The following is a 25,220-nucleotide window of genomic DNA, read 5'->3' on the forward strand; positions in this document are numbered from 1 at the left end:
GCGGCGAGGAGGGCGAGGGTCACGGCGCGGGCGAGGATTCGTGACCGTGGGCGGGGGCGAGCTCGAAACACGGGGTTCTCCTTGGGGTGGGTACGGGACGACGGATGCTGACGATCGGCGGGCGCGGCGGGAAAGGGGATGGTGCGATCAGCCGCGGCGCCACTTCTGGTTGGCGGTGCCGGCGCAGTCCCACAGCTGCAGGCGGGCGCCGTCGGAGTTGTTCCAGTCCTTGATGTCGACGCACTTGTTGGCCTGCGGGTTGACCAGGTCGCCGGCGGCGGAGAGGACGAACTGCTGGGCCGGGTTTCCGCTGCAGGTGGCGATCTGGATGGTGGCGCCGTTGGCGGTGGAGCCCCAGGCCACGTCCATGCACATGTTGTTCTGGCTGCGCAGCGTTCCGCCGGTGAAGGTCCAGGCCTGCGCGGCGGTGCCGTTGCAGGTCCACGTCTGCAGCGGAATGCCGTCGGAGAAGTTGGAGTACGGCACGTCGATGCACCGGTTGTTCCAATTGCTGATCAACCGGTCACCGCCGCCGCTGGTGGTCAGCGACAGGCCGTAGGCGGCGAGGATCTCGTTGACCGGCTGGAACCAGGTGGTGCCGCCGGTGGAGCAGTTGCCGGAGCCGCCGGAGGTGACGCCCTGGGCCTGGTTGCCGGAGATCCAGGAACCACCCGAGTCGCCGCCCTCCGCGCACGCGTTGCTGCGACTGAGGCCGTACACCGCGCCCTGCGCGTAGTTGACCGTCTCGTTGCGGCCGAGGATGGTCCCGCAGCGCCATCCGGTGGTGCGGCCGGAGCGGCAGACCGAGCTGCCGATTGCCGCGTCCTGGGAGCCGGCCACCGCCACGTTGCCGCCCGAGTAGTTGTTGACCCAGGGCCGCGGCGTCCAGTCGCCGTTGGTGCGGACCCACGCGTAGTCGTCGCCGGGGAACGACGAGCCGGCGAACGTGCCCTGCGCGACGTTGTTGAAGCCGAGGGTCGGGCTGCCGGGCCGGCCACAGTGGCCGGCGGTGACGAAGCCGCCGGCGACGGCGAAGCCGACCGAGCAGAGGGTGTTGCCGTTGATGACGTACTGGTCACCGCCGCGGATGTCGTACTTCAGGCGGGGCGCTTCGGCGGACTCGGCGACGGTCACCGCACTCGCGGCGAGCCCGCTGGCATGGGCGAAGGAGCGCGCCTCCGCGGTGGCGCCGGGCCGGGCCGTCACCACGACCGCGTTGCGTGCCACGTCGACGTACCAGCCGTAGACGCTGCGCGGGTCCGCCTTCGCCCGGCTGCGGTCCAGGGACCGCTTGGCCGCGTCGAGGGTGCGCTCGTCGCGGGCCACGACCTTTGGATCAGCGCCCTCGGCCCGGACGGCCGGGGCGAGCGCCGGATCGGTGACGGCCACGGTCAGGCGCCGACCGCCGGGCGGGATCCACGCCCCGGCGAAGGCTCCACCGAGCCGGGCGCGGAGGCGCTTCTCGACGGTCGGGGCGGCGGCCTCGACGCGCAGGCGGGTGCCGAGCTGCGCGTCGGTCAGGCCGAGGTCGCGGCGCATCGCCTCGGCCATCGCCGGGGCGATGCCGGCCGCCGCCGCCTCGGCGGCCGGCGGAGCGGCGGGGCGACCGGCGTCGGCCCGGGCCGCCGGCGGGGAGAGGCTCACCAGCGCCAGGGCCGCGGTGGCGGCGCCGAGCGCGCGCAGGGTTCGAGACATGGACGTCCTCCGGGGGGTACGAGGTGCGACCGAAAGGTGGACCGGGGCCTGAAAGCTGAGAGCGCTCTCCGACAGATGTTCATCGATGTGTACGGTATTTGTCAACACTGTTGCCAGTAGATTGCGGATTGCTCGCCGCAACGAACTGTCCAGAGTGGTCGGACGATGACCGGGCGTTACCTCGCGGGCCACGGGGCAGCCGCGACGAGGTCGCCTGCCCGACGGGCGGGGGCGATCCCGGCACACTCAGGCGGGCGGATACCCAGCCCGACGGGAAGGTGAGCGACGCACGAGGGCCCAGTCGGCGAGGGCGGGTTCGCTGGTGATGTGGTCGAGGCCGATGATCGCGGCGCCGCGCAGTGGCCCGTCGTCGCCGTGCGCGCCGTCGACGACGGGTGGGGGCTGGGCGCGGTGGAAGGCCATGAGGCCGTCGGTGTAGGCGCCTTCGAACGCGGCCGGCGCGGTGTGCCGGATGGCGGGACCGAGTCCGCCGAGGGTGACGAGGTGGGGGTCGTGCATGTTGGTCAAGCCGGCGATGCCGGTGGCGAGGGCTTGCGCGACGGCGGTGACGGCCTGCCGCGCGCGGGCGTCGTCAGCGGCACGGTCGAGGATCTGGCGGGCGTAGGTGCGGGGATCGGCCGGGGCCGGTTCGCCGAGATGGCGGGCGAGGGCACGGCCGTCGACGTCGAGGTCCCAGCAGCCGCGGGCCCCACAGGGGCAGTGCCGGCGGCGGTCGCCGAGGGGCAGGTGTCCGTATTCGCCGGCGGAGCCGTGGGCGCCGGTGACCGGGGTCCCGTCGATGGTCAGGGTGCCGCCGATGCCGACCTCGACGATGAGGTGGAGGGCGGTGCCGGCGGTGGTGGCCGCGCCGGTGCGGGCTTCGGCGACGCCGGCGAGGGTGGCATCGTTGCCGACCAGCAGCGGTAGCGATGGGTCGATGGTGATCGTACGGAGATCCACCGCTCCCCAACCGAGCGTTGCGGCCTGCACGAGGCGCCGGTCGTGGACGGTGCCGGCGACCGCGAGGGAGACGGCTCGGAGCCGGTCGCCGTATCGGCTACGGGCCTGGGCGACGGTCTGACGCACCGCCGCCAGCACGGTCGCGGGCCTGCGGCTGCGATGCGCCTGGCGGCGCACGTCGTGCGGCTGCCCGTCGACGGTCACGACGGCGTGCTGCCAGTCCTCCTGGCGCAGCTCGGCGGCGAGGACCACCGGGCCTTCGGGATGCGGCTGCAGCACGGTGGTGGGCCGGCCGCGCCCGCGAACGGGGGCCGCGGCCTCGGTGAGCAGCCGCAGCTCCCGCATCCGGGCCGTGATCTCGGTGGCGAACCCGCTGGTCAGGTGCAGCTCACGGGCCATCGCCGCTCGGGTGATCCCGGGTCGGCGCGACATCACGGCCAGCACCTGTGACGCGGTGTGGTAACGGGCCGCATCGGCGCGTTGTCGGGATGGGCTTGCCATGGAAGGAGTACACCGCCTTATCCTCGTATGGCGAGCATATTAGGGGAGGCTGTTGTGGGGCTGCTGGACATGGACGGCGCCGGGGCGGTTGTCGGGGACCTGTCGGCGGTGGATGCCGTGCTGCTGGACATGGACGGCACCCTGGTCGACTCCGACGCCGCGGTGGAGCGGGCGTGGCGGGTGTGGGCCGACGAGTACGACGTCGACTTGGAGTCGGCCTTGGCGATCGCGCACGGCAGCCCGGCCGACCGTACCGTCCGCCGGTTGCTGCCCCACCTCGACGACGCGGCGGTGGCGGCGTCCGCGGCACGGCAGTTGGAGCTCCAGTACGACGACCTGTCCGACGTCACCGCCACGCGGGGCGCACTCGAACTGCTGGCGACGCTGGCCCGGTTCCGGCTGCCGTGGGCGGTGGTGACCAGCGCGGACACCCGCCTGGCCAAGGCGCGGCTGGCCGCCGCCGGCATCGACGCGCCCGTGCTGGTCACGGTCGACGACGTCAGCGTCGGCAAGCCGGACCCGCAGGGCTACCTGCGCGCCGCCCTGCTGCTCGACGTGCCCCCCGAGCTCTGCCTGGTCGTCGAGGACGCCGCGGTCGGAGTCCAGGCCGGGCGCGCGGCGGGCGCCCTGACGGCCGCCCTGAAGGGTGTCGACGCGGACCTGCGGGTGGCGGATCTGGCGCAGTTGGCGCACCTGCTGACCCGGTCGCGCCGCTGACCGTGGCGGCGGGACCCGCCGACCGACCCGATGTGCCTCCGGTCGTCGGGTTTGAGATTCGGCTCGACGGGAGAAGTGCTGCTCGCGCGGGCAAGGCGGCCCGCGGGCTCTCAGGAGGTAACCATGTCACGGACACTGCGGGTGACTGCGCTGGCCGGGGTCCTCACCCTGGCGATCAGCGGTTGCGGGGGAGTCGGCGGCGGCGACAGCGGTGGCGGCGGATCGAAGGGTACGGGGGCGCTGACCACCATGGGCTTCGGCCTGTCCGACGAGATCGCCAAGACCCGGGTGGACGCGTTCAAACGGGACAACCCCAACGTCGATTTGAAGATCACCGAGGGTGCCTTCGACGAGCAGCAGCTCCTCTCGGCGGTCGCCTCGGGCAACCCGCCGGACCTGGTGTACATGGACCGCAAGCTGATCGGCACGTACGCCAAGCGCGGCTCGATCCAACCCTTGACCGACTGCGTCGACAAGCAGCAGATCGACCTCGGGCAGTACCGGCAGGCCGCCAAGGACCAGGTCACCCTGGACGGCATCGTCTACGGCATCCCCGAGTTCTCCCAGGTGCGCGTGGTCTACCTCAACGAGACACTGCTCAAGCAGGCCGGGCTGACCGCCGACGATGTCGACCTGTCGGACTGGGCGGCGCTGCCGGCGCTCAACGCCAAACTGGCCAAGGTCACCGGCGGCAAGCTCACCAGGATCGGCATCGACCCGAAGATCCCCGAGTTCCTGCCGATGTGGGTCAAGGCCAACGGCGCCGAGATGATCTCGGCCGACGGCGCGAAGGCCAACCTCAACGACCCGAAGGTGGTCGAGGCGCTGACCGCCGGCCTGAAGCTGATCCAGGACCAGGGCGGCTGGGGCAAGTTCAAGTCGTTCCGGGACACCTTCGACTTCTTCGGCGCGCAGAACCCGCTGGCCAAGAACCAGATCGCCGCGTGGCCGATGGAGGAGTGGTTCCTCAACCAGGTTGCCAAGAACAGCCCCAAGGCCGAGCTCGTGGTCAAGCCCTTCGTCGACCGGCAGGGCAAGCCGTTGACCATGTCCGCCGGGCAGGCCTGGGTGATCACCAAGGGGGCGAAGAACCCGGACGCGGCCTGCCGCTTCGTCAAGCAGATGACCGCCACCGACACCTGGTTCGCCGCGGCGAAGGCCCGGGCCGAGGCGCGCAAGGCCGCCAACCTGCCCTTCACCGGCGTCTGGACCGGCAACGCCAACGCCGACAAGAAGATCTTCGACGAGCTGTACCAGCCGACCGGCAACAAGCGCTTCGACGACGCGGTGGCCACCATCCGGTCGGCGCAGGACGCCGCGTTCGCCATGCCCGCCTCGCCGGCCGGCGCCGAGTTCGACAAGGCCTGGACGGACGCGGTCAACCGGGTGCTCTCGGGGCAGGCCCAGCCGGCGCAGGCACTGGGCCGGGCCCAGCAGGAGGCGACCGCGGCGCTGGACAAGGCCGCGAAGTAGGCCGGCGATGGCCACCACCGTCAGCGCTCCCGCCCCGGGCCGGCGGCGTCGTACGCCGCTGGCCCGGCGGGAGGCCCGCTGGGCGTACCTGTTCCTGGCGCCGTGGATCGTCGGGTTCCTGGTCTTCCAGGCCGGCCCGATGATCGCCAGCGCGTGGCTCAGCTTCACCGAGTACGACGTGATCAACCCACCGGAGTACACCGGGCTGGACAACTACCGGGAGCTGATGGCCGACCCGCAGGTCGCCCGCAGCCTCGGCAACACCGTCTACTACACGGCGCTGCACGTGCCGCTCGTGATGGCCATCTCGCTGGGGCTGGCGCTGCTGCTCAAGCGGGTCGGCCGGCTCCAGGGCTTCTTCCGGACCGTGTTCTACCTGCCGGTGATGACCCCGGCGGTGGCCGTCGGCATCCTGTTCCTGCTCCTGCTCAACACCCAGGACGGCCTGATCAACCGGGCGCTGGGGCTGGTGGGGATCGACGGGCCGAGCTGGACCACCGACCCCGACTGGGTGCTGCCCGGCATCGTGCTGATGAGCCTCTGGAGCCTCGGCTCCACCGTGATCATCTACCTGGCCGCGTTGCAGAACGTGCCGCGCGACCTGTACGAGGCCGCCGACCTCGACGGGGCCGGCGCCTGGGCCCGGTTCCGGCACGTGACCGTGCCGATGATCTCCGGGTCGCTCTTCTTCACGTTGATCGTCAACACCATCGCGTCGCTGCAGATGTTCACCGAGGTCTACACCATGTACTTCGGCAACCGGCAGACCGCGGGGTCGTTCAACAGCGATGCGGCATCGTTCTACGTGATCCATTTGTTCCAGGAAGCGTTCCAGTTCCTGCACATGGGCTTCGCCTCGGCGATGGCCTGGCTGCTCTTCGTGATCATCCTGGCGATCACCGTGGTGCAGGTGAAGCTCAGCAACCGGTTCGTGTACTACGAGGGGGAGGACCAATGAGCGAGTCGTACCACGGGGTGGCCAACAGCCGGCGGACCCGGCTGAGCGCCGACTGGCACCCCCACCAGTGCGCGGCCCGGGAATACCCGGTGACCGAGGGTCCGGTGGCCAACGCCCGGCGTTCCCGGGCCGAGGAGGACCCCGAGGGCCGGGCGGAGGCGTGAGCACCACGGTCTCCCCGGGCGCCGTCACCGCCGTACCCGAGATCGGGGCGGCGGCGCCGGCGGCCCGGCGGCTGCCCGCGGAGGACGGCCGGCGACCGCGCTGGCAGCGGGTGCTCTTCGTGGCGGCCCTGGTCGGCGCGGCGGTGATCTTCATGCTGCCGTTCGTCTGGCTGATCAGCGCCTCGCTGCGCCCCCGGGAGTACGTCTTCGCCCCGGGCTTCCTGCCCACCCCCTTCGCCCCGGACAACTACGCCGAGGCGTGGCGGGCGGTGCCCCTGGTCACCTGGCTGCTCAACAGCGTGGTGGTCGGGTCGGCCGCCGCCGCGGCGGTCACCATCTCCAGCGCCTGGGTGGCCTTCGGCTTCGCCTACTTCCGATTCCCCGGCCGCAACCTGCTCTTCGGCCTGGTGCTCGCCACCATGATGCTGCCGTTCGCGGTCACCATGATCCCGACGTACCTGATCTGGTCGAAGCTCGGGCTGACCGACACCCAGGTGCCGCTCTGGGCGGGCAACCTCTTCGGCTCGGCGTTCTACATCTTCCTGCTCCGTCAGTTCCTCCTCTCGCTGCCCCGGGAGTACTTCGAGGCGGCCCGGGTGGACGGGGCCAGCTATCCGCAGCTGTTCTGGAAGCTGGCCTTCCCGCTGATCCGGCCGGCCCTGCTGGTGGCGTTCGTCTTCGAGTTCAAGGCGAGCTGGACGGACCTGCTCAAGCCGCTGATCTACCTGCGCAACGAGCAGCTCTACACGCTGCCGCGCGGGCTGAAGGTGGTGCTCGACCGGTTCGGCTACGGCGGCGAGCAGCAGTGGGAGGTCGTCCTCGCCGGCAGCGTCATCGCCACCGTGCCGATGATCATCCTGTTCTTCCTCGCCCAGCGGCACTTCGTCGAGGGCATCGCCACCAGCGGTCGCAAGGGCTGACCGGTCCGGGCGATCAGGCTCAACAGCAGCGCGCCGCGAATGGTCCGTCACAGCGGCCCGTACCGGGTGTGGGACGCGCCGGTGGCCAACGCCCAGTAGCGGTCGCCGTACGACCAGTGCCACCACTCGGTCGGGTAGTTCACCAGCCCCGCCCCGCCGAGCGCGTCCACCAGGACCCGTCGGTGCCGGCGCGCGGTCGCGCCGATGGTGGGGGCGCCGGTGAAGCAGGCGCCGGCGCTGTCCTCCGGGGTGGCGTCCACGGCGGTGCCCAGGTCCAGCTCCGCGCCGTCGTCGGTGCACAGGGTCAGGTCCACCGCCCCGCCCGTGCTGTGCGGCGCCACCTCGACCGGCGAGACGAACTTGCTGGTCTCCCGGTGCAGCCGCTCCGGCGACCAGTCCGGGTGCCGCCGGCGCAGCTCGTCCCGGTAGCCGGTGAAGATGCCCAGCTGGGCCTGGTACGGCCGGTATCCCTCGATGACCAGCAGGCGCACCCCGGCGGGCAGCGAACGCTGCGCGGTCAGCAGCCGGTCCACGACCCCGCGGCGCAGCCGGGCGTACGCCCCGGCGGGGTCGGCCGCCCGCCCGTCCAGCCGCAGCTCGGGCAGGTCGCGCAGGTCCACCAGCGGCTCGCCGTCGTCGGCGCTCGGCACCGCCGCCACCCGCGGATCGGAGAGCAGGATCATCAGGCGCTCCGGGCGGCGGTCGCGGCGCGCTCCGCGTGCCGGGTACGGGCCAGCTCGACCAGGCGGTCCACCACCTCGCGGTAGCCGACGCCCACCGCCGCCCACACCTTCGGGTACATGGAGTGCGCGGTGAAACCGGGCATGGTGTTCAGCTCGTTGACGTACAACTCGCCGGTCGTCTCGTCGTAGAGGAAGTCCACCCGGGCCAGGCCCCAGCCCCCGATCGCGGCGAACGCGCGCAGGGACAGCTCGCGGACCCGCTCGGTCACCTCGTCGGGCAGCACGGCCGGGACCACCATCGGGTCGGCGTCGCCGAAGTACTTCTGCCGGTAGTCGAACCAACCCCCGGCGACCCGCACCTCGCCCACCGCCGACGCCTCCGGGCGCCAGCCGCCCAGCACGGCGCACTCCAGCTCCCGGCCGGCGACCCCCTGCTCGGCCACGACGAGCTGGTCGTGCCGGAGCGCCTCCTCCACCGCGGCGGCCAGGTCGTCGCCCTCGCCGACCCGGGAGATGCCGATCGAGGAGCCCATGCTGGCCGGCTTGACAAACAGCGGCCGGCGCAGCCCCACCACCAGCTTCGCCGGGTCGTCGGCCTGCCGGTAGGTGTGCGCGTCGAACGTGACGTGCGGGGTGATCGGGATGCCGTCGGCGAGCAGCGCCCGCTTCATCGCCACCTTGTTCATGCCGACGGCGGAGGCGAGGATCCCGCACCCGACGTACGGCACGTCCAGCGACTCCAGCAGCCCCTGCACCACCCCGTCCTCGCCGAACGGACCGTGCAGCACCGGGAAGACCACGTCCAGCTCGGCGTGCACCGCGCCGGGGGCGTTCCGGGTGGAAACCAGCACGGTCCCCGGGCGCGGGCCGGCCCGCAGCTCGACCGCCGGCCCGGTCACCGTCAGCCGGTCGTCGATGGCCCGGTCGGCGGCGGGCCGGTCCCGCAGCTCGGCCAGGACGGCATCCGGCACCAGCCGGAACCCGCCGCTGCGGGTGACGCCGATGGCGACCGTCCGGTACCCGCCGCCGGCCAGCGCCCGGGCCACGCCGAGCGCCGAGGCGCAGGAGACCGCGTGCTCCGCCGACGGGCCACCGAACAGAATCCCGATCCGGATCGGCGCGCTCATGCCGCCACCCCTTCCACACTCGTGCCATTGGCAAGCCCGTCGCCCGCCAACCGGGCGACCAGCGCCGCCTCGACATTGCCGCCGGTCAGCACGACGCCGACCGTCCGGTACCTCCGCCGGCCCACCCCGGCCGTTTCCCGCCCGCCCACGTGGCTCGCCGCGAACCCGCCCACGCCGGCCACGTCGAGCCCGGCCACAGCGCCCGTCTCCGTACCGCCCCCGCCGGCCGCGAGGCGCAACGCGCCGGCCAGGCCGGCCGCCCCGGACGGCTCGGCGAGCACCTTCAGCTCCAGCAGCAGCAGCCGGAACGCCTCGGCGATCTCCTCGTCGTCGACCCGCACCACGCCCCGCACGCCGTCGCGCAGCACGGCGAACGGCAGCTCACCCACGCAGGACGGCCGCAGCCCGTCGGCGATCGTGGGCCCCGGTGCGACCGGGACCCGCCGGCCGGCCGCCAGGCTGCGGGCCAGCGAGTCGCAGCCGCCCGGCTCGACCCCGTACACGTCGATCTCGCTGCCGGACGCGGCCAGGCAGGCCCCCGCGACCCCGCCGCCACCGCCGACCGGCACCACCAGCGCGTCCAGCGGGGTGCCGGCCCGTTCGGCCTCGGCGATCAACTCCAGGCTCGCGGTGCCCTGCCCGGCGATGACGTCCGGGTGGTCGTACGCGTCGATCAGCGGGTGCCCGGTGGCGTCGCTGACCTGGCGGGCCACCGCGAGCCGTTCCTCGACGGTGGTGCCGGCGAGCACGACCCGCGCCCCGGCCGCCCGGGCCCGGGCCACCTTGGTCGCCGCCGCGTCGACCGGCAGCACCACGGTGGCCGTCAACCCGTGCCGTCGGGCCGCCAGCGACACCGCCACCGCGTGGTTGCCGGTGCTCTGGGCGACCACCCCGGCGTGCCCGGCGGCGGCGAGCCGGCCGACCGCGAGCAGCGCGCCGCGCATCTTGTACGAGCCGCCGGCTTGCAGGTTCTCCGCCTTCATCAGGACCCGGGCGCCGGCCAGCCGGTCGATCGCCGGGGAGCGCAGCACGGGGGTGTGCACCACCCGGCCGGACAACCACCGGGCGGCGTCCTCGACGTCGGCCCTGGTCGGGCCGGCCGGCGCCGGGGGATCTGTGCGTGACATCGGGTCTCCTTCGATTACGGTTGAGGTCGGGCGCCGGCGGCGCGTGGGCAGGTCGAACAGCCAGGTCGCGCCGGCCGCCAGCAGCGCGCGGTGGACGGCCAGAGGTAGCCCTTGACCACGACGTGCCAGAGCACCACGAGGACGATGCAGGCGCCCTTGGCCACGTCGGCCCATACCACGCGGTCCGCCGGCGTCGGGGCGACCGCCGCCGTCGTCGCGGTCGGGTCCGTACGGGTCGTCACGGTGCTCTCCTCTCCGGCTCCGGGCAGCGCAGGTTCCGGGTCCCGGATGGGGGACGGGTCGGTTTCCGGGCATGCCGGAGGTGGGGATGCCGCGATACGCGGATCCCGGGGAAGGTGGGTGGTGTGTTGGCGGGTCGGCCGGGTCAGTGCGGGGCGGGCAGGTGGACGTCGACCCGAAGGCCGCCGTACTCGGCGGGTCGGGCCGCGATGATGCCGTCGTGTGCCTGGGTGATCGAGCGGGCGATGGCGAGGCCGAGGCCGGCGCCCCCGCCCTGGTTGGTGCGGTCCCGGGCCAGGCGTCGGAACGGCTCGAACAGGCCCGGCACCGCCTCGGCCGGCACCACCTGGCCGGTGTTGACCACGCTCAGCGCCGGATCGCCGCCGACCGTGACGGTGAGGGTGCCGCCGGGCCGGTTGTACTTGATCGCGTTCTCCACCAGGTTCGTCACCAGGCGTTCCAGCAGCACCCGCTCGCCCAGCACGACCCGGGGATCGAGGCGGCACTCGACGGTCACGCCGGCCTGCGTCGTCCGGTCCTGGTACGCGGCCAGTACGCCGGTGACGATCTCGTCGAGCCGTTGCGGCGTACTCGAGCGCAGCCCCTGGTCGCTCTCGCTGAGCACGAGCAGCCCGTCGATGAGCCGCTCGTTGCGTTCGTTGGTCTCCAGCAGCTGGGCGGTCAGCAGCTCCAGCTGGTCTTCGGTGGCCGCCCGGCCCAGGCCGACCTCGATCAGCGTCCGCTGCACGGCCAGCGGCGTGCGCAGCTCGTGCGAGGCGTTCGCGGCGAACCGCCGCTGCCCCTCGTAGCCGGCGGCGATGCGCTCCATCATCTCGTCGATCGCCCGGGCGAGCCGGGCCAGCTCGTCGCGCCCCCGGGGTCGGATCCGGTGGCCGAGGTTCTGCGGCCCGACGTGCGCGATCGGCTCGGCGAGGTCGCGCACCGGGCGCAGGCACCACAGGGTGGCCCACGCCAGCGCCGCCACGGCGACCAGGAACACCAGCGGCAGGCCCAGCGCCAGCAGCCCTTCGGCGGCCGGCCGCGCCAGGCTGCAGGCCTGCTGCAGCCCGGGCAGCGGCACGTCGCAGAACTGCTGGCCGCGTACCCACACGGCGCCCAGCAGCTGCTTCGCCAGGCCGGGCAGGGAGTACCCGACGAGCAGGGCGAGCACGCCGACCAGCAGGATGCGGCGACGGGGGGTCCAGTTCACGCCGGGCTGCCGATCCGGTAGCCGGCCTTGGGCACGGTATGGATGATCGCGGGCTCGCCGAGCTTCTTGCGCAGGGTCATCACGGTGACCCGCACGGCGTTGGTGAACGGGTCGGCGAACTCGTCCCAGGCCTGCTCCAGCAGCTCCTCCGCGCTCACCACCCGGCCGCCCGCGCGCATCAGGACGTGCAGCACGGCGAACTCCTTGGGGCTCAGGCCGAGGGCGCGACCGTCCCGGGTGGCGGTGTGCCGAGCGACGTCCAGCACCACGCCGTGCTGTTCCAGCACCGGTGGCACGGCCGGCGCGGACCGCCGGCCGAGGGCCTGCACCCGGGCCACCAGCTCGGCGAAGGCGAACGGCTTGGTCAGGTAGTCGTCCGCGCCCAGGCCGAGCCCCTCCACCCGGTCCCGGATCCCGGCGGCCGCGGTGAGCAGCAGCACCCGGGTACCGACGTCGGACCCGGCGATGCTCCGGCACACCTCGTCGCCGGTCTGCCCGGGCATGTCCCGGTCCAGCACCGCCACGTCGTACCGGTTCACCTTGATCCTTTCCAGCGCGCCGTCGCCTTCGTAGCAGACGTCGACGGCCATCGAGAGGCGCCGCAGCCCCTCGGCGACCGTGTCCGCCAGCAACCGCTCGTCGTCCGCCACCAGCACCCGCACGCTTCCGCTCCCCGTGGTTCCCTCGTCGTCCGGCACACCGTGGCAGGCCGGGGTTAAGGGTTCTGTAAGTACCCGCAGGAGCCATCCTCCACGGCGACGCTCGGCGGACAAACCGCCGCAAGCCCGGCCGCCGGTCTCGTCCCTGTGCCGCACGCTCTGCGGCATTAGTGCGGGCCGGAAGCGTGCTCTCGGCGGTGAGGGTGAGCTGCGTCACCAAGGGGGCGGGGTCGCCTGTGCCGACCCCCGGCCCGGCCCGACGCTCGGCGTCGACCCGGCGGAGCGGCCGATGCCGGACCATGGACGGATGCAGACGGCGCGCGTGGTGGGGTGGCTCGGCCTGGCCGCACACCTGGCCCTGGGAATCTGGTACGCGGCGAGTGGGTTGGTCGCCCCGGCCGGGGCGGTCGCCGGGCTACTGGGGGTCTGGCTTGTGCTCCTCGCGGTGGCGATCCGGCTCCTTCGCCCGCGGCCGGCGCTCGTGCCGTTGGTGCCGCTGGCGGCGGTGCTGATCTGGCTGGCGGTCGTCTCGGACGGGGACGCCTGGCTCGGCTGGACAGCGTGAAGGTGCGGGCCGGCTGAGCTCGACCTTCAACCCGGCCTGTAGCGGATGTCAGGGCCGCCGCACGCGCGGTGGCCCGCGGCGGAGGTCGAAGGCCTCGGGATGGCGGGTGAACGCCCACGTGGCTGACGCGAGCGCTACCAGACACAGCGTTGCCGGGACGAGGAAGCCGACCTGAGGTCCCAGCGTGGCAACGGACACCGTCGCCACGAGACTCCCATTGATCGCCGCCACGTTCTCGTGACTGAGGTAGATCGAGGTCGCCCTGCCGGCACGTCCCACCATCAACCGCTGCGCCAGGTCGATGCCGACCATCACCGTGGCGGCACCGAACAGCGCGTAGCCGATCTGCAGCAGCAGCAACTGCGCGGGTGTGGTGACGACGACGAGGCCGCCGTAGTAGGCGACGCTCGCGGCACCGCCTGCCAGGAACACCGTGCCGCGTCCCCAGCGCAGCGCGGCGAACGCCATCGCCGGCATGAGTACCAGCTCGCACAGCGGGGACAGCGCCAGCGCCAACCCGGTCAGCTGCAGCGGGGCGTGCAGAGATTCGCGCATCACGATCGGCAACTGGGACAGCAGCATGATGCGTCCACTGGAGAACAGCACCATGACGACCGCGAGGATCAGCAGTAGCCGCTGACCACCGGCCGTCCGCGTCCGGACATCGCCCCGGTCGTCGACGTTCTCATCCGTGACCGGGCGCCCTGTCGCGGCCGCGACCGTGTCGCCCCTTCCCAGCAGGTACCACGACAGCGCCAGACAGCCGAGGCAGGCGACCGCCACGACCCGGAAGAGCGGACGCGCCCCGAGATAGGCCAGAGCGAGACCTCCGATGCCGAATCCGGTGAACGAACCGATCGACAGCACGATGCGCATCGTGGCGATCACCGCCGTGGAAGTGGCGGTGTCGTCCCGGCTCTCCACGAGGTCCCGGCTGTGGGCCATCAGCTGCGCGTTGGGGACGCCGACCGCGCAGAAGAAGACGATCCCGACGACGAGCATCGCCGGGTAAGACCGCACGTTCGCCAGGACCGCGTAGCCGGCGGCCAGCCACGCGAAACCGGCCGGAACGATCACGCGCCGGACGCGGCCCCGGTCGGAGAAGTGGCCCGTCGTGAGCAGCACGGCCATGCCGGCCAGCGCGATGACGACGAAGTTGACCGTGACTTCGGTGTTCGAGGCGCCCAACTCGTCCCGCGCGAACAACGACAGCGCACCGAGTGCCGTGAACGACGCCGTCGAGCTGGCCAGCATCAGCGCCATCAGCGGCCGGTACGGCGCTACACCACGCCACGCAACCCCCAGCCGACGTTCACCGGGGGCGTCCGGTCGAGCGTCCGTCCGCGTCACCACCAACACCTCCCCTCGGTGTGTGCCGGCGGCCAGAGCTTGGCCGACGCATGTAGATGGTCATCCGACGGCCAGCCCGACATGGTCGGCAAGGAAACCCAGCGCGAACGGAGCAGCGAGGACGAGTATCCCGCCGAGCAACCGGGTGAGCGCGTTGGCCGCCGGGGTGAGTGGCCAGGCGGGCTCACCGGTCACGCGAAATCCGCAGGTTCTGCGGTCGGTATGGCGGCGAACTGGCGATCAGCGCTCGTGCCGAGGGCGTGCGACTCAGCGATGCGCGGCACAGGGACCTGGCGGCTTTGACAACGCCTGATCGCCTATTGACGCGGAACGACGGACAGTCGGAGACCGTCTTGTGTCTCCTCCACTCGTACCCGTTCCCCCTGGGCGTGATCGGGCAGCAACGCGTCGTACAGTTCGGCGTTGCTGATCTCCACAGTGCCGCCGGCGCGGTTGATGAGGACGTTGAGGACGGCGCGTAGGTTGACGTCACTGAGGTACTGCATGTCATTCATCTCCGTGCTGTTCATTTGTGGGGGTGGGTGCCGCTCTGCTTGCCCCGCCGGGTGGGATGCCGAACCTCCGGCCCGCCGTACCTCGTCGGCCGCTCGACTTTCAGCTGGACCGGCCCTGGACCATCGCCTCGACGAGCGGGGCGAGGGGTACGGTGGCGAAGCCGACCCGGGCGTCGCTGGCGCCGTACGGCAGCCAGAGCAGGTCGCCGTGGAGCAGCGCTCCACAGGAGTAGACGACGTTGGGTACGTAACCCTCGCGCTCGGTGTCGTCGGGGGCCAGTAGCGCCCCGGGCAGCTCGGCGATCACCCGCTCCGGTCGGTGCAGGTCGAGCAGCAGGGCTCCGATGGCGTAGCGGCGCATCGGGCCGACGCCGTGGGTGAGCACGAGCCAGCCCGCGTCGGTCTCGATGGGCGACCCGCAGTTGCCGACCTGGATCAACTCCCAGCTGCGGCGCGGTCCGTGCAGCGGCACCGGGGCCCGCCAGGTGTTGTCGTCGGCCAGGGCGGTCAGGCCGATGGTTTCACCGTCGGAGCGGCACAGTGCGAGGTGCCGGCCGCCCACGGCCCGGGGGAAGAGCGCGATGCCCTTGTTCCGGGTGCCCGGTCCGCGCATCGGGTCGATCCGGAAGTGACGCAGATCGTCGCTGGTCAGCGCGCGGGGGGCGATCCGTTGACCGTCGTAGGCCGTGTACGTCGCCCGGTAGGTCGGGGTGCCGGCGTCGTCGACGTACCTGACGAACCGGGCGTCCTCCATGCCGTTGCTCTCCGCCGCGGTGGCCGGCCAGAGCACCCGCTCATGCAGGAGAGTGTCGGCCGGGAATTCGACGGCATAGCTGGCCGCGGAGGTCCGGCGCAGCTGCTCCAGCGTGTCCGGCGTGGTGTGGCGGTAGAGCAGATCGGGCGGCAGGTCGCCGAGCGCCCGTTCGAATTCGGCCTCGTCGTAGTGTTCCGGCAGGGTGGCCAGCACGGTGGCGGAGACCTCGTTGTCCCAGCCCTCCTCGCGCAGCCCGGCGGCGAGCAGGTCCCGTCGGTGCTGGACGTGACCGGGGCGGCCCGTCACCAGCGGCCCCGGCCGCCCCTGCACGGCGAGGTGGCTCCCGGGCCCCAGCACGGCGCTGGCGAACCCGATGGAGGAGAGGTGACCCTCACCGATCTGGCGCAGGCTGACCGCCACCCGTAGCTGCCCGGGTCGCAGCGCCGACTGGTCGGGGTGGGCCACCATGGACGGATTGCACAGCGCCGCGGCCTCGACGGCGAACTCGTGACTGAAGTAGGCACCTACCAGCAGCCGGGCGGTGGGGGAGAGCTGCCGGGTGCGGGTGACCCGGTGCCGGACGAGCTCGTAGTGGTGCTGGAAGGTGCCTTCCAGGTCGCGGTGCCGGTCGCCGAAGTCGTGCAGGGTCCGTCGGAGCAGCAGCTCCGTCTCGTCCGGGTCGAGGTCCGCGATCCGGTCGACGAGGTCGTGCGCGCGGGTGTGCGCCACCGCGGCGTCCTCACCCGGGACGAAGAGCTTGATGATGACCCGGCGGGGGTCGGGGGCGAGGGTGAGCCGCTGGCGGGTGGCCGGGGTTCCGGTCACGACCACCGCCGGGCGTGCTGCAGGGTGGAGATCAGCGCCAGGGTCGACTCCGCGCCCTGGTTGAAGTTGGGGCCGTGCGGGGTCAGCCCGTCGTAGCCGCCGCCGGTCGCCGGGTCCCACATGGCCATGCCTAGGTCGTTGTCCCCGAGGAACCACCCGACGGCCCGCTCGAGCCCGATCTCCCAGGCCGGGTCACCGGTCACCGCGGCGGCGGTGGCGCAGGCGTCGGCGAGGGCGGCGACCTCGATGGGCTGCTGGTCGTGGCGCAGCCGAGGGCTGTCGCGTTCCCAGCCTTCAGCGGGTACGACCGAGAGCCGTCCGTTGCGGAGCTGGACCTCGCACAGCCAGGTCAGCATCCGCAGCCCGGCAGCGAGCAGCGGCGCGTCCCCGCGCAGTTGGCCGGCGGCGATGACGACCTCCGCGAGGGCCGCGCTGGCGTAGCTGAGCCGCTGCTGCGGCCACGGCCAACGCGGATCGGGGTCGGCGGGGCCGACGGCGCGGGCGGCGTCGGCCAGCAGCGCCGCCGCGGCGGCGTGTCCGGGATGGCGACGCAGCACCTCGGCGGCGCCCAGCCCGGCGAAGGCCATCGCGTGCGGCGCGGCCGACCGCCGGACGGCGCCGCAGCTGAAGGCGACGAGGGCCTCCTCGCGGATCCAGGCGGCCGGGTGGCGGGCGGCGGCCGTCCCCAGCCCCCACAGGGCCCGGCCCCACCAGTCACCGAGAGCGGGCTGGTCGGCCCACTGTCGGTCGTGGCCAAGGCGGTTGTGGAAGGCGCCGCGGCCGTCCTGGGCGTGGGTCAGGAAGGCCAGGTAGCACTCGGCCAGCCCGAGCACCTGCGCCGACGGCTCCGGCTCCCGGCTGGCGACCAGCAGACCCCGGGCGACGTCGTCGGTGCAGTAGCCGTGTTCCCGGCGGACGATGGCGTGCCGGGCGTGTTCGAAGAGGCCGGTGTCGTCGCTGAGCCGGGCCAGGTGCGTGAAGCTCGGAGCGGGTACCGCCAGCTCGGCGGTGCGGCGGCGGTCGTCGCGGGGCCGGTCGCGCGTCGCGGTCACGCCGGCACCGGGGCGACCGCGGGTGACCGACCGGCGAGGAGCCGGCCGGCGAGCGCGTCGTACCGCGCCGCCACCGCCGGCCAGCGCAGCTCCGCGGCGATCGGCCGGGTCCGTGAGGCGAGGCCGGCGGCCAGGCCCGGCTCGGTCAGGATCCGCCGGATCGCGGCCGCCAGCGCGGTCGGGTCCTGATGGGGTACGACCAACCCGGGGCCGCCGGTGAGCAGCTCGACGGCGTGCGGGAAGGGCGTGGCGACCACGGGGACGCCGGCGGCCACCGCTTCGATCAGCACGCCGGACGTCACCTGTTCCCGTGAGTCGTAGGGCAGCACGACCACGTCGGCGGAGCGGACCAGGGCGCCGAGGGCGGCCGGGTCGAGGTACGCGGCCTGGTAGTCCACGGCGTGCGCGACGCCGAGTTCGGCGCCGAGGCGGTGCAGGCCGATCCGGTATGCCTCGCCCTGGTGCTCGATCACCTTCGGATGGGTCCGGCCGGCGACGGTGTACGTGGGGGTCGGGTCGAGGTCCTGCAACCGGGCCAGCGCCCGCAGCGCCCACTCGATGCCCTTACCGGGACCGAGTAGTCCCCAGGTGAGCAGGTGCGGGCGGGTACGCCTCGGCGTGGGTGCGCCGACGTGGTCGGCGGCGCCGTGCGGGATGACTGAGACCTTCGCCGGGTCCACCGCGTAGCCGACGATCAGCCGGTCGTGGGCGGTGTCAGTCATCGTGACGACCGCGCCGGCCACGGCCACGATCTGTTCCAGCAGCGTCTTCTGCCGGGCCGAGGGCTGACGGAGCACGGTGTGCAGGACCACGATGCTCGGTACGTTGAGCCGGCGCAGCATCGGCAGGACATCCTCGCCGTCGGCCCCGGGGTAGATGCCGTACTCGTGCTGCACGACGGCCACGTCGAAGGCGTTGAGAGCGGTGGCGGCCCCCCGCCAGCCGGCCGCGTTCCGCGCCGACCAGGTGTGTACGACGCCGGGTTCGGGGCGCTGGTCGTCGCCGGGGGCGGTGACCCGAACGACGCCGCCGGGCGTGCCGCCGAGGGTGAGGTGGGCGGTGAGGGCGGAGTTGAAGGTGGCCAGTCCGCACCGGGTCGGTGGGTGGGTGCTCAGGAAGCCGTAGCTGACGGGCATAGGGTGCCGTGCCTTCCGGTTGTCGGCCGCCACCGGGGGGACGGGGCGGGCCTCACGAGGTAACGGCGCACGTCGGCCAGCGTGAATGGCCGGCGGAACGGGTTTCGGGGCGGCCGCCGCGTCAGCGGGAGGTGGGGCCGGCAGCGAACCTGGATCGGACGGGGCCGGATTCACGGGGAATCGTCGGCCCCTGGACAGTATCAGCGTTCCCGCCGACCGATGTCGTCGTAGACGGCCAGGTAGTCGGTGACCATCCGGTCGGCGCCGAAGCGTTGCCGGGCCCGCGCCCGGCAGCCCACCCGGTCGATCGACGCGACCCGGCCGACGGCCTCGACGGCCTGCTCGACGGTCTGTACGAGCAGCCCCGTCACCCCTTCGTCGACCACCTCGGACATCGACCCCCGCGCGTACGCCACGACCGGCGTCCCGCAGGCCATCGACTCCACCACGGACAGGCCGAACGGTTCGTCGAAGGCGATTGGGTGCAGCAGCGCGGAGCTGCCGCCCAGGATCTCCCCGCGCCGGCGTGGGCCCACGGCGCCGTGGAAGGTGACCCTCTCGCCATCGATGTGCGGGGCAATCTGCTCGCTGAAGTAGCGCTCGTCCTGCACGATGCCGCAGATGCTCAGCGGCCGGCCGGCCCGCCGGGCGATCTCGATGGCGGTATGGGTGCCCTTGTCGGGGTGGATCCGGCCGAAGACCACCAGCCCGGGGCCGGGGTCCGGGGTGAACGGCAACCCGTCCAGGTCGACCCCATGGTGCACCGTGGCGAGGTACTCGAGCCCCGAGATCCGGTCGGCGTCGGAGATGGAGACGTAGGACGAGCGGCTCTTCTCGTACGCCGGCAGGATCCCCGCCCCGGAGAAGCCGTGCACAGTGGTCAGCAGCGGGGCGTGGCAGTGCCCGGCGAAGGCCAGCGGCAACCAGTCCAGGTGGCTGTGCACGAGGTCGAACTCGGCAGACCGGGCCAGCGCGTGGGAGACGTGCAGCGCCTCCCAGACCCGCCCGTCCATGCTCTGATCCTCGGCGTACCCGCGTGGGCACACCCCGTCGAGAGTGGCGGAGGTGATCGAGTCCAACGTGGCGAAGAGCGTCACCTGTACGCCCCGCGCGGCGAGCCCATCCGCGAGCAGACCGGTCACCTGTTCCCAGGGGCCGTAGTGGCGCGGCGGGGTCCGCCATGCCACTGGCCCGAGCAGGGCCACCTTCACCGGGCGGTCGGCTCGGCGAGGTCGGTCGGATCGAGATGCAGGGTCGCGAGCAGCCCGGCGTGTCGGGCCGTGTCGACCTGGTCCGGCAGCTCCCGTTCGACCCAGTCGGCCCTGGTGTGCTGACCGCGCCGACGCAGTGCGGAGATGATGGTGTGCCGGGCGATTGTCACGGGCTGCCCCTCGGTGGGAACGTCGTCGGTCCTTCGCTGCCTCGGCCCGGGTGCTGTCGGCGCGAGCACCGGTTCCACCGGCGCGAACTTCCCGGCGGTTCTGACGTCGGCTCTGCGGGAAGCGACGGTGGCGCGGGCGTCGGGGGCGGTGCGGAGACTGCCGCCCTCCGTCTCCCAGGTACGCCTGCCCGCGCTGTCGACCCTCGCGTCGGACAGCTTGCCCGCGGCGGCGAGCAGCTGCGGAGCATGGACCAGGTTGCCGGCGGTGGCGGCGAGCGCCATCGCCGCCTCGGCCAGGTCGCCTGCGGTTTCCGGCGGGACGACCAGCAGGTCCACCCGGTCGTTGTTGAGGCAGATCGCGGTCAGCAGGCCGGCAGGCTGACTGGTGAAGTAGCCCAGTCGCAGAACCCTGCCGCCGACGGCAAGGCGGCGCGGACTGCCGTCCCAGATCCCGGCGTTGAGGACCAGCCGGATGATCGGCCCGCGCAACAGGTCGATGGCGAGGACGAGGCCGGGCAGCTCCGCGAGCGGGTCGGTCGAGCGGGGCCACCAGCCGCCGTCGAGCAGCGTCCGCGGGGACCGCGTCGGTTCGATCCGTAGGCGTGGCGTCGATGGCGGCGATGGGGGAGCGAGGGGGTCGGTACGTGGCATCATGTCGGATCCTTATCGCCGTGACCGCGGCGTGGCGGTGGGTCGTGCGCCGGAATCGCGCAATGAGCCGGGCGGGATACCAGTTCGCCGACCCCACCCCGGGGCCGGGCCGTTGCTCAGCTCAGCCTCTGAGGTGGAGCCGGTGCAGCTGGGCGATGCGGACCGTGCCGACCATCATGGCGACGAACGCGAGCGTCGCGGCGCAGACTGCCGATCTGGGCCGCGCCGGCGAGGGTCAACGGCACCCGGGGCGGCGGGAGGCGGCTCGGTCCCGATGCTCCGACGACGGGAGGTCGGTCGGTCGGGCGGGCCGCTGCAGATCGGGTTGTCGGGTACGGACATGGCATCCCTCGGGCGGAGCCGGCGTGGCGGGCACCTCGAAAGTGGGATGTCGTCGATTCCGGGATAGCCCCAGCCTACGCCTGTCCGGACCGGGTTGCTCCGCGTCGCGCGCGCCAAGGGGCCGAGGCTCACCCGAGCGATCCGGACCCGCGCGCTGTCAGGGCCGGCCTCAGATCCAGGTGGGCGGTGGCACGCGCCGTGGTCGAGGTCGGAGGGCGATGAGTCCGATCATCGGGCGAAATGACCCCGGGTCAGGCGCCGTCAGTCACTATGCGGTCGATGTGTCCGGAGGCCAATTGGTCCTCCTTCTGTGGCATTCCCCCTCAGCGGGGGGATGGCCGGCCGGTCATCCGCCCTGCGAGCTGCCGCAGCTTCTGCTGGGTGCTCGGCTTCGCCGCCTGGCGTCGCCCGCTCTGCATCAGCTTGCGCGCCTGCGGGCCGTTCAGAAGTCCCTTGATGCGTTGCGTAACCGATGTCATCACGTCTCCCTCTGCTCGCCGGCGTCCGCGCCGCCGCCTTCGATCGTCTCCAGTCTGGGCGATCGCCGGCCGACCGGTGGCCGGATCAGCTGATCGACGATGTCGTGCCCGGGTTCGGCGGTCCCGGTGCATGCCTCCGGCAGGGGCCGGGTAAGCGGGCTGCCCGTCGTTCTAGTCGGAAGTTCTTTGAGGGGAGATCGGATGACGACCCAGAGTGGCTCCGGTTCGCCGCCCAATGCGAGTGGCAAGCCGCAACAGGCTCGGGAGCAGGCCACGAAGGTTGGCCATGAGGCGGCACAGGCTGGCGGTCAGATGGCACGGCAGGCCGCCGGGCAGGGCAAGCAGGTCGCGAGCGAGACCAGCCGGCAGGCGCGAAACCTGGTAGGGGAGGCGTCCGAACAGTTCCGGCAGCAGGCGGAAACACAGCAGAAGCGCGCGGCTGACGGCCTTCGTTCGCTCGGCGCGGAACTGCAGTCGATGGCCAGCAGGAGCGAGCAGGACGGGGTGGCCAGCGAGGTGGTACGCCGCGCCTCGGGTACGGCCGAGCAGGCCGCCGGTTGGCTGGAGGCGCGCGAACCGGGCGAACTGGTCAACGAGGTACGCGACTACGCACGCCGGCACCCTGGCACATTCCTCGCCGGCGCCGTCGTGGCCGGGCTGCTGGTGGGTCGGCTGACCCGCAACGTCGCCGCTGGCGGCCACGAGGAGGGCGGCCAGGGGGAGGGCCAACCAACCGGTCAGGGCGCTCAGCGCGCTGGCATGCCGCCCGAGGTGTCGCCGGATTCTGGGCAGACCATCAGCGAAGCAGTGGGCACGACCCACGTACAGCGCAGGGAGGTGGCCCCGTGAGCGACTCGAGGCCGCACAGTGCCAGCGCCACCGCCGAGCGGTCCCAGGCCTCGATCGGTGATCTGCTCGGCGAGGTCACCCGGGACATCTCCACGCTGGTGCGACAGGAGGTGCAACTGGCGAAGGCGGAGGTTCGCCAGGAGGCGAAGACGGCGGGCATGGTCGCGGGGATGTTCGGTGCGGCGGCGATCGCCGGCCTGCTGACCCTGTTCTTCCTGTCGTGCGCGTTGTGGTGGGGCCTGTCCAACGTCATGGACCAGGGCTGGGCCGCCCTGATCGTCGGCGCGATATGGGCGGTGATCGGAGCCGTTCTCGTCGCGCGAGCGCGCAAGCAGATGCGGCAGTTGCGGCCGCTACCACGGACGCAACAGACCGCCCGGGAAATTCCGAACGCCCTTCGCGGCCGCTGAACCGCAGGAGAGGAGACGTGATGTCGAACGATCCCGAACAGATTCGCCAGGAGATCGAAACGGCCAGGGTCGAGCTGAGCACGGACGTGGACGCGCTGGCCTACAAGGCCAACCCGCGACGGATCGCGACCGAACGGGTCGACCGTGCTCGCGGCCGCTTCGGCCAGATCAAGGACAAGGTGATGGGCACCGCCACGAAGGCTCGTCACGACGGCGGCCACCCGGCCTCGGAGGCCCGTCAACGCCTGTCCGGCACCGCCCACCAGACATCCGGCGCTGTTTCCGGTGCCGCTGACCGGGCATCCCATGCCGCCTCGTCCGTCACCCACCAGGCTCAGGCGGTGCCGCAGATGACACGGGAGCGGGCCGAGGGCAACCCACTCGCCGCCGGCTTGGTCGCCTTCGGCGTCGGGCTGCTCGCCTCGTCACTAATCCCACCGAGCCAACGTGAACAGCAAGTCGCCCAGCAGGCGAGACAGAAGGCGATGCAGCATTCCGGTCAGGTAAAGCAACAGGCCACCCAGATGGCTCACCAGGTACAGGACAACCTCCGGCAGCCAGCACAACAAGCCGCGCAATCAGTGAAGTCGACAGCAGGCGAGAGCGCATCCGCGCTACGCCACCAGGGCACGGCTGCCGCCCAGCAGGTCCAGGGCCAGGCACGCGAGAGCCGAGACGATCTACGCCGCTGAGGAAATTGGCCAGGGTTCCGTAAACCCAGCGGCGACCCGCGTTGTCGGCGGGTCGCCGTCCATCGTCGGCGGCGTGTCGCGACGAGACCAGCGGGCTGACCGTGGCTCAGGTGGAGCCGGCGTCGTGAGCTGGCTGACCAGACCCGACCTCGTGCAGGTGCTCCAGCGCTTGGGCCCAGGAACGAATCAGGGTGGTTTCGTGGTAGGTGATGCCGTGTTCGGCGCAGAACCGGCGGACCAGTGGTCGAGCGCGGCGGAGGTTGGGTCGCGGCATGCTGGGGAACAGGTGATGTTCGATCTGATAGTTGAGACCGCCGAGCAGGGTGTCGATGAACCAGCCGCCGCGTACGTTGCGGGAGGTGAGCACCTGGCGTCGGAGGTAGTCGAGTCGCTCGTCGCCGGCGAGGATTGGCATGCCCTTGTGGTTGGGGGCGAAGGCACTGCCGAGGTAAAGGCCGAGTAGGCCTTGGTTGACGAGGATGAACGCGACGGCCTGCATGGGGCTCAGGACAAGAACCACGGCACCGAGGTAGCCGGTGGCGTGCAGGGCGAGCAGCGCGGCCTCTGCGGGGCGTCGCTTGATCCTGCCCGGGTCGACGACAGCCCTGATGCTGTTGGCATGCAGGTGCAGGCCTTCCAACAGCAGCAGCGGGAAGAACAGGTACGCCTGGTACCGGACCACCAGTGCGCCCAGCCCACGCCGCTTCCGCGCCTGTCCGGGGGTAAACGACAGCGGCCTGACGACGATGTCCGGATCCCGGCCCTCGGTGTTCGGGTGCGCATGATGCCGGTTGTGCTTGTCCACCCACCAGCCGTAACTGACGCCGATCAGCAGGTTGCCGTGGGCGAGGCCGACCAGGTCGTTGGCACGACGGGATCGGAGGATCTGGCGGTGCCCGGCGTCGTGACCGATGAACCCGGCCTGCGCGAAGACCACCGCGAGCGCCGCCGCGACGCCCAGCTGCCACCACGACTCACCGAGCCACCCGAACAGCGTCCACGCCCCGAGGTAGCACCCGCCGAGGGCACCGATGCGCAGCGAGTAGTAGCCACGCCGCCGGTCGAGCAGGCCCGCCCGGCGGATCATGCGCGACAAATCCGCGTACTGACTGCCGCCATGACGTTCGGTGTCCAGGCTTGCATCGCTCATGGTGGCGCTCCGTCGCATGGCGTTGTCGGTGGTGAACAGCGCACCCGCTACCGGCCGATTTCCGACCAGCCGGCCGCGGAGTGCACGGGCAGCGGCCGGCCCCGTCTGGGCGACCGAACTGCCGGTGACTCTGCCGCGAAGGCGGCCAACGCCCCTGACGTGCCTCGGCGCAGTGCAGCCCCCCGTTGCTGCGCGGCACGGGCTGTTCCGTCGAGACCTGTGCTGCCGGCCCGTTGCCGGGCCTGAAGGCTCGCGCGGCGGCGGTGCCCGTTCTCACCGCGCTGCGGCTGCCGATGACGCCGTGTCCTTGTCCCGCAGCGCCGTGCCGCCGGCGATCGGCGACCTGCCCGCATCGGCGAACGCGCTGTCGCCCAGGGCCGGAAGATCACCGGCCGGCGCGTCACCTACGGCGCGGCGCCGGCTGGCCCGTACGACGACCACCGCCGCCGCCACCGCTGTCAGGGACATGGCCGCCGCCTGCATCAACGGCACTCTTCTACTACGTCGACGCCTCATGCCGCACCATCCCTCTCACTTCGAGTCCAAGCTTGTTCTCATCGTGAAGACACCGCAGCGGCAGTGGGGGTTGTTCGGCGCATTCGACACGGTCGGGTTATTTCGCCCACGATGCGCCG

The 25,220-nt window shown here is 72.2% G+C and carries 28 protein-coding genes; 9 read left to right on the forward strand and 19 right to left on the reverse strand.

Translation table 11 applies throughout. From position 1 onward, the window contains the following. Positions 1-147: 147 nt before the first annotated feature. Both ACFOYX_RS15755 and ACFOYX_RS15760 read right to left on the reverse strand, forming a co-directional pair. Positions 148-1,695, reverse strand: a complete 1,548-nt coding sequence (locus ACFOYX_RS15755) for a ricin-type beta-trefoil lectin domain protein (protein WP_377534070.1) — start codon at positions 1,693-1,695, stop codon at positions 148-150. A gap of 246 nt (positions 1,696-1,941) precedes the next feature. Beyond that, positions 1,942-3,087, reverse strand: coding sequence for an ROK family protein (locus tag ACFOYX_RS15760; RefSeq protein ID WP_322441157.1), 1,146 nt, complete (start codon positions 3,085-3,087; stop codon positions 1,942-1,944). A gap of 123 nt (positions 3,088-3,210) precedes the next feature. Between ACFOYX_RS15760 and ACFOYX_RS15765 the strand changes: the two genes are divergently transcribed. The 5 genes from ACFOYX_RS15765 (at position 3,211) to ACFOYX_RS15785 (ending at position 7,388) form a co-directional block, all read left to right on the forward strand. Next, on the forward strand, positions 3,211-3,873 hold the full coding sequence (locus ACFOYX_RS15765; protein WP_322441158.1) for an HAD-IA family hydrolase: 663 nt from the start codon (positions 3,211-3,213) through the stop codon (positions 3,871-3,873). Between the two features lie 123 nt (positions 3,874-3,996). Beyond that, entirely contained in the window at positions 3,997-5,346 is a 1,350-nt protein-coding gene (locus ACFOYX_RS15770; protein WP_322441159.1) for an extracellular solute-binding protein, read from the forward strand. Positions 5,347-5,353: 7 nt separating this feature from the next. Beyond that, positions 5,354-6,304, forward strand: coding sequence for a sugar ABC transporter permease (locus ACFOYX_RS15775; protein WP_322441160.1), 951 nt, complete (start codon positions 5,354-5,356; stop codon positions 6,302-6,304). After that, entirely contained in the window at positions 6,301-6,468 is a 168-nt protein-coding gene (locus tag ACFOYX_RS15780; protein ID WP_322441161.1) for a hypothetical protein, read from the forward strand. The genes ACFOYX_RS15775 and ACFOYX_RS15780 overlap by 4 nt, the downstream gene beginning before the upstream one ends. After that, positions 6,465-7,388 (forward strand): carbohydrate ABC transporter permease, encoded by a 924-nt coding sequence (locus ACFOYX_RS15785; RefSeq protein WP_322441162.1) that lies wholly within the window; start codon positions 6,465-6,467, stop codon positions 7,386-7,388. The genes ACFOYX_RS15780 and ACFOYX_RS15785 overlap by 4 nt, the downstream gene beginning before the upstream one ends. 47 nt (positions 7,389-7,435) lie before the next feature. On the opposite strand, the gene ACFOYX_RS15790 is transcribed toward ACFOYX_RS15785, so the two are convergent. The 6 genes from ACFOYX_RS15790 to ACFOYX_RS15815 form a co-directional block, all read right to left on the reverse strand. Next, positions 7,436-8,071, reverse strand: coding sequence for a M15 family metallopeptidase (locus ACFOYX_RS15790; RefSeq protein WP_322441163.1), 636 nt, complete (start codon positions 8,069-8,071; stop codon positions 7,436-7,438). Continuing rightward, positions 8,071-9,198, reverse strand: coding sequence for a D-alanine--D-alanine ligase family protein (locus ACFOYX_RS15795; RefSeq protein ID WP_322441164.1), 1,128 nt, complete (start codon positions 9,196-9,198; stop codon positions 8,071-8,073). Before ACFOYX_RS15795 ends, ACFOYX_RS15790 begins: the two co-directional genes overlap by 1 nt. Then, complete coding sequence (locus ACFOYX_RS15800) at positions 9,195-10,325, reverse strand: pyridoxal-phosphate dependent enzyme (protein ID WP_322441165.1); 1,131 nt, start codon at positions 10,323-10,325, stop codon at positions 9,195-9,197. The genes ACFOYX_RS15795 and ACFOYX_RS15800 overlap by 4 nt, the downstream gene beginning before the upstream one ends. A gap of 14 nt (positions 10,326-10,339) precedes the next feature. Further along, entirely contained in the window at positions 10,340-10,567 is a 228-nt protein-coding gene (locus ACFOYX_RS15805) for a hypothetical protein (RefSeq protein ID WP_322441166.1), read from the reverse strand. A gap of 143 nt (positions 10,568-10,710) precedes the next feature. Beyond that, positions 10,711-11,775, reverse strand: a complete 1,065-nt coding sequence (locus tag ACFOYX_RS15810) for a HAMP domain-containing sensor histidine kinase (protein WP_322441167.1) — start codon at positions 11,773-11,775, stop codon at positions 10,711-10,713. Further along, a complete protein-coding gene (locus tag ACFOYX_RS15815) occupies positions 11,772-12,437 on the reverse strand; it encodes a response regulator transcription factor (RefSeq protein WP_322441168.1) in 666 nt (221 codons plus the stop codon). Before ACFOYX_RS15815 ends, ACFOYX_RS15810 begins: the two co-directional genes overlap by 4 nt. Positions 12,438-12,741: 304 nt before the next feature. Between ACFOYX_RS15815 and ACFOYX_RS15820 the strand changes: the two genes are divergently transcribed. Continuing rightward, entirely contained in the window at positions 12,742-12,999 is a 258-nt protein-coding gene (locus ACFOYX_RS15820; RefSeq protein WP_322441169.1) for a hypothetical protein, read from the forward strand. Between the two features lie 48 nt (positions 13,000-13,047). Here the strand turns inward: ACFOYX_RS15820 and ACFOYX_RS15825 are convergent, their stop codons facing one another. From ACFOYX_RS15825 to ACFOYX_RS15865, 9 genes are all read right to left on the reverse strand, one after another. Further along, complete coding sequence (locus ACFOYX_RS15825) at positions 13,048-14,262, reverse strand: MFS transporter (protein WP_322475106.1); 1,215 nt, start codon at positions 14,260-14,262, stop codon at positions 13,048-13,050. A 147-nt stretch (positions 14,263-14,409) separates the two neighbouring features. Beyond that, positions 14,410-14,544 carry a hypothetical protein gene (locus ACFOYX_RS15830; RefSeq protein ID WP_322441172.1) on the reverse strand — a complete coding sequence of 45 codons (135 nt, stop codon included), beginning with the start codon at positions 14,542-14,544 and terminating at the stop codon, positions 14,410-14,412. Positions 14,545-14,666: 122 nt separating this feature from the next. Then, entirely contained in the window at positions 14,667-14,855 is a 189-nt protein-coding gene (locus tag ACFOYX_RS15835; RefSeq protein WP_322441173.1) for a hypothetical protein, read from the reverse strand. 109 nt (positions 14,856-14,964) lie between these two features. Next, entirely contained in the window at positions 14,965-16,443 is a 1,479-nt protein-coding gene (locus tag ACFOYX_RS15840) for a glycoside hydrolase family 130 protein (RefSeq protein WP_109801406.1), read from the reverse strand. Beyond that, a complete protein-coding gene (locus tag ACFOYX_RS15845; protein WP_322441174.1) occupies positions 16,440-17,495 on the reverse strand; it encodes a glycosyltransferase in 1,056 nt (351 codons plus the stop codon). The genes ACFOYX_RS15840 and ACFOYX_RS15845 overlap by 4 nt, the downstream gene beginning before the upstream one ends. Further along, entirely contained in the window at positions 17,492-18,631 is a 1,140-nt protein-coding gene (locus tag ACFOYX_RS15850) for a glycosyltransferase (RefSeq protein ID WP_322441175.1), read from the reverse strand. The genes ACFOYX_RS15845 and ACFOYX_RS15850 overlap by 4 nt, the downstream gene beginning before the upstream one ends. A gap of 200 nt (positions 18,632-18,831) precedes the next feature. Then, entirely contained in the window at positions 18,832-19,818 is a 987-nt protein-coding gene (locus tag ACFOYX_RS15855) for a glycosyltransferase family 4 protein (RefSeq protein WP_377534074.1), read from the reverse strand. Between the two features lie 20 nt (positions 19,819-19,838). Next, positions 19,839-20,666 carry a DUF5994 family protein gene (locus tag ACFOYX_RS15860; RefSeq protein ID WP_322441178.1) on the reverse strand — a complete coding sequence of 276 codons (828 nt, stop codon included), beginning with the start codon at positions 20,664-20,666 and terminating at the stop codon, positions 19,839-19,841. A 662-nt stretch (positions 20,667-21,328) separates the two neighbouring features. After that, complete coding sequence (locus ACFOYX_RS15865; RefSeq protein WP_322441179.1) at positions 21,329-21,484, reverse strand: hypothetical protein; 156 nt, start codon at positions 21,482-21,484, stop codon at positions 21,329-21,331. A 201-nt stretch (positions 21,485-21,685) separates the two neighbouring features. On the opposite strand from ACFOYX_RS15865, the gene ACFOYX_RS15870 reads away from it, so the two are divergent. Genes ACFOYX_RS15870 through ACFOYX_RS15880 form a run of 3 tightly spaced genes read left to right on the forward strand, consistent with a single transcriptional unit; the run spans position 21,686 to position 23,435 of the window. Continuing rightward, a complete protein-coding gene (locus ACFOYX_RS15870; protein WP_322441180.1) occupies positions 21,686-22,333 on the forward strand; it encodes a hypothetical protein in 648 nt (215 codons plus the stop codon). After that, on the forward strand, positions 22,330-22,743 hold the full coding sequence (locus tag ACFOYX_RS15875; RefSeq protein ID WP_109801357.1) for a phage holin family protein: 414 nt from the start codon (positions 22,330-22,332) through the stop codon (positions 22,741-22,743). The genes ACFOYX_RS15870 and ACFOYX_RS15875 overlap by 4 nt, the downstream gene beginning before the upstream one ends. A gap of 20 nt (positions 22,744-22,763) precedes the next feature. Then, positions 22,764-23,435 (forward strand): DUF3618 domain-containing protein, encoded by a 672-nt coding sequence (locus ACFOYX_RS15880; protein ID WP_109801358.1) that lies wholly within the window; start codon positions 22,764-22,766, stop codon positions 23,433-23,435. A gap of 106 nt (positions 23,436-23,541) precedes the next feature. On the opposite strand, the gene ACFOYX_RS15885 is transcribed toward ACFOYX_RS15880, so the two are convergent. Beyond that, positions 23,542-24,585, reverse strand: coding sequence for an acyl-CoA desaturase (locus ACFOYX_RS15885; protein ID WP_322441181.1), 1,044 nt, complete (start codon positions 24,583-24,585; stop codon positions 23,542-23,544). A gap of 273 nt (positions 24,586-24,858) precedes the next feature. Further along, entirely contained in the window at positions 24,859-25,053 is a 195-nt protein-coding gene (locus tag ACFOYX_RS15890; RefSeq protein ID WP_322441182.1) for a hypothetical protein, read from the reverse strand. Positions 25,054-25,220 lie beyond the last annotated feature (167 nt).

It is taken from the genome of Micromonospora sp. GCM10011541 (genome assembly GCF_042650725.1).
Lineage (GTDB): Bacteria > Actinomycetota > Actinomycetes > Mycobacteriales > Micromonosporaceae > Micromonospora > Micromonospora sicca.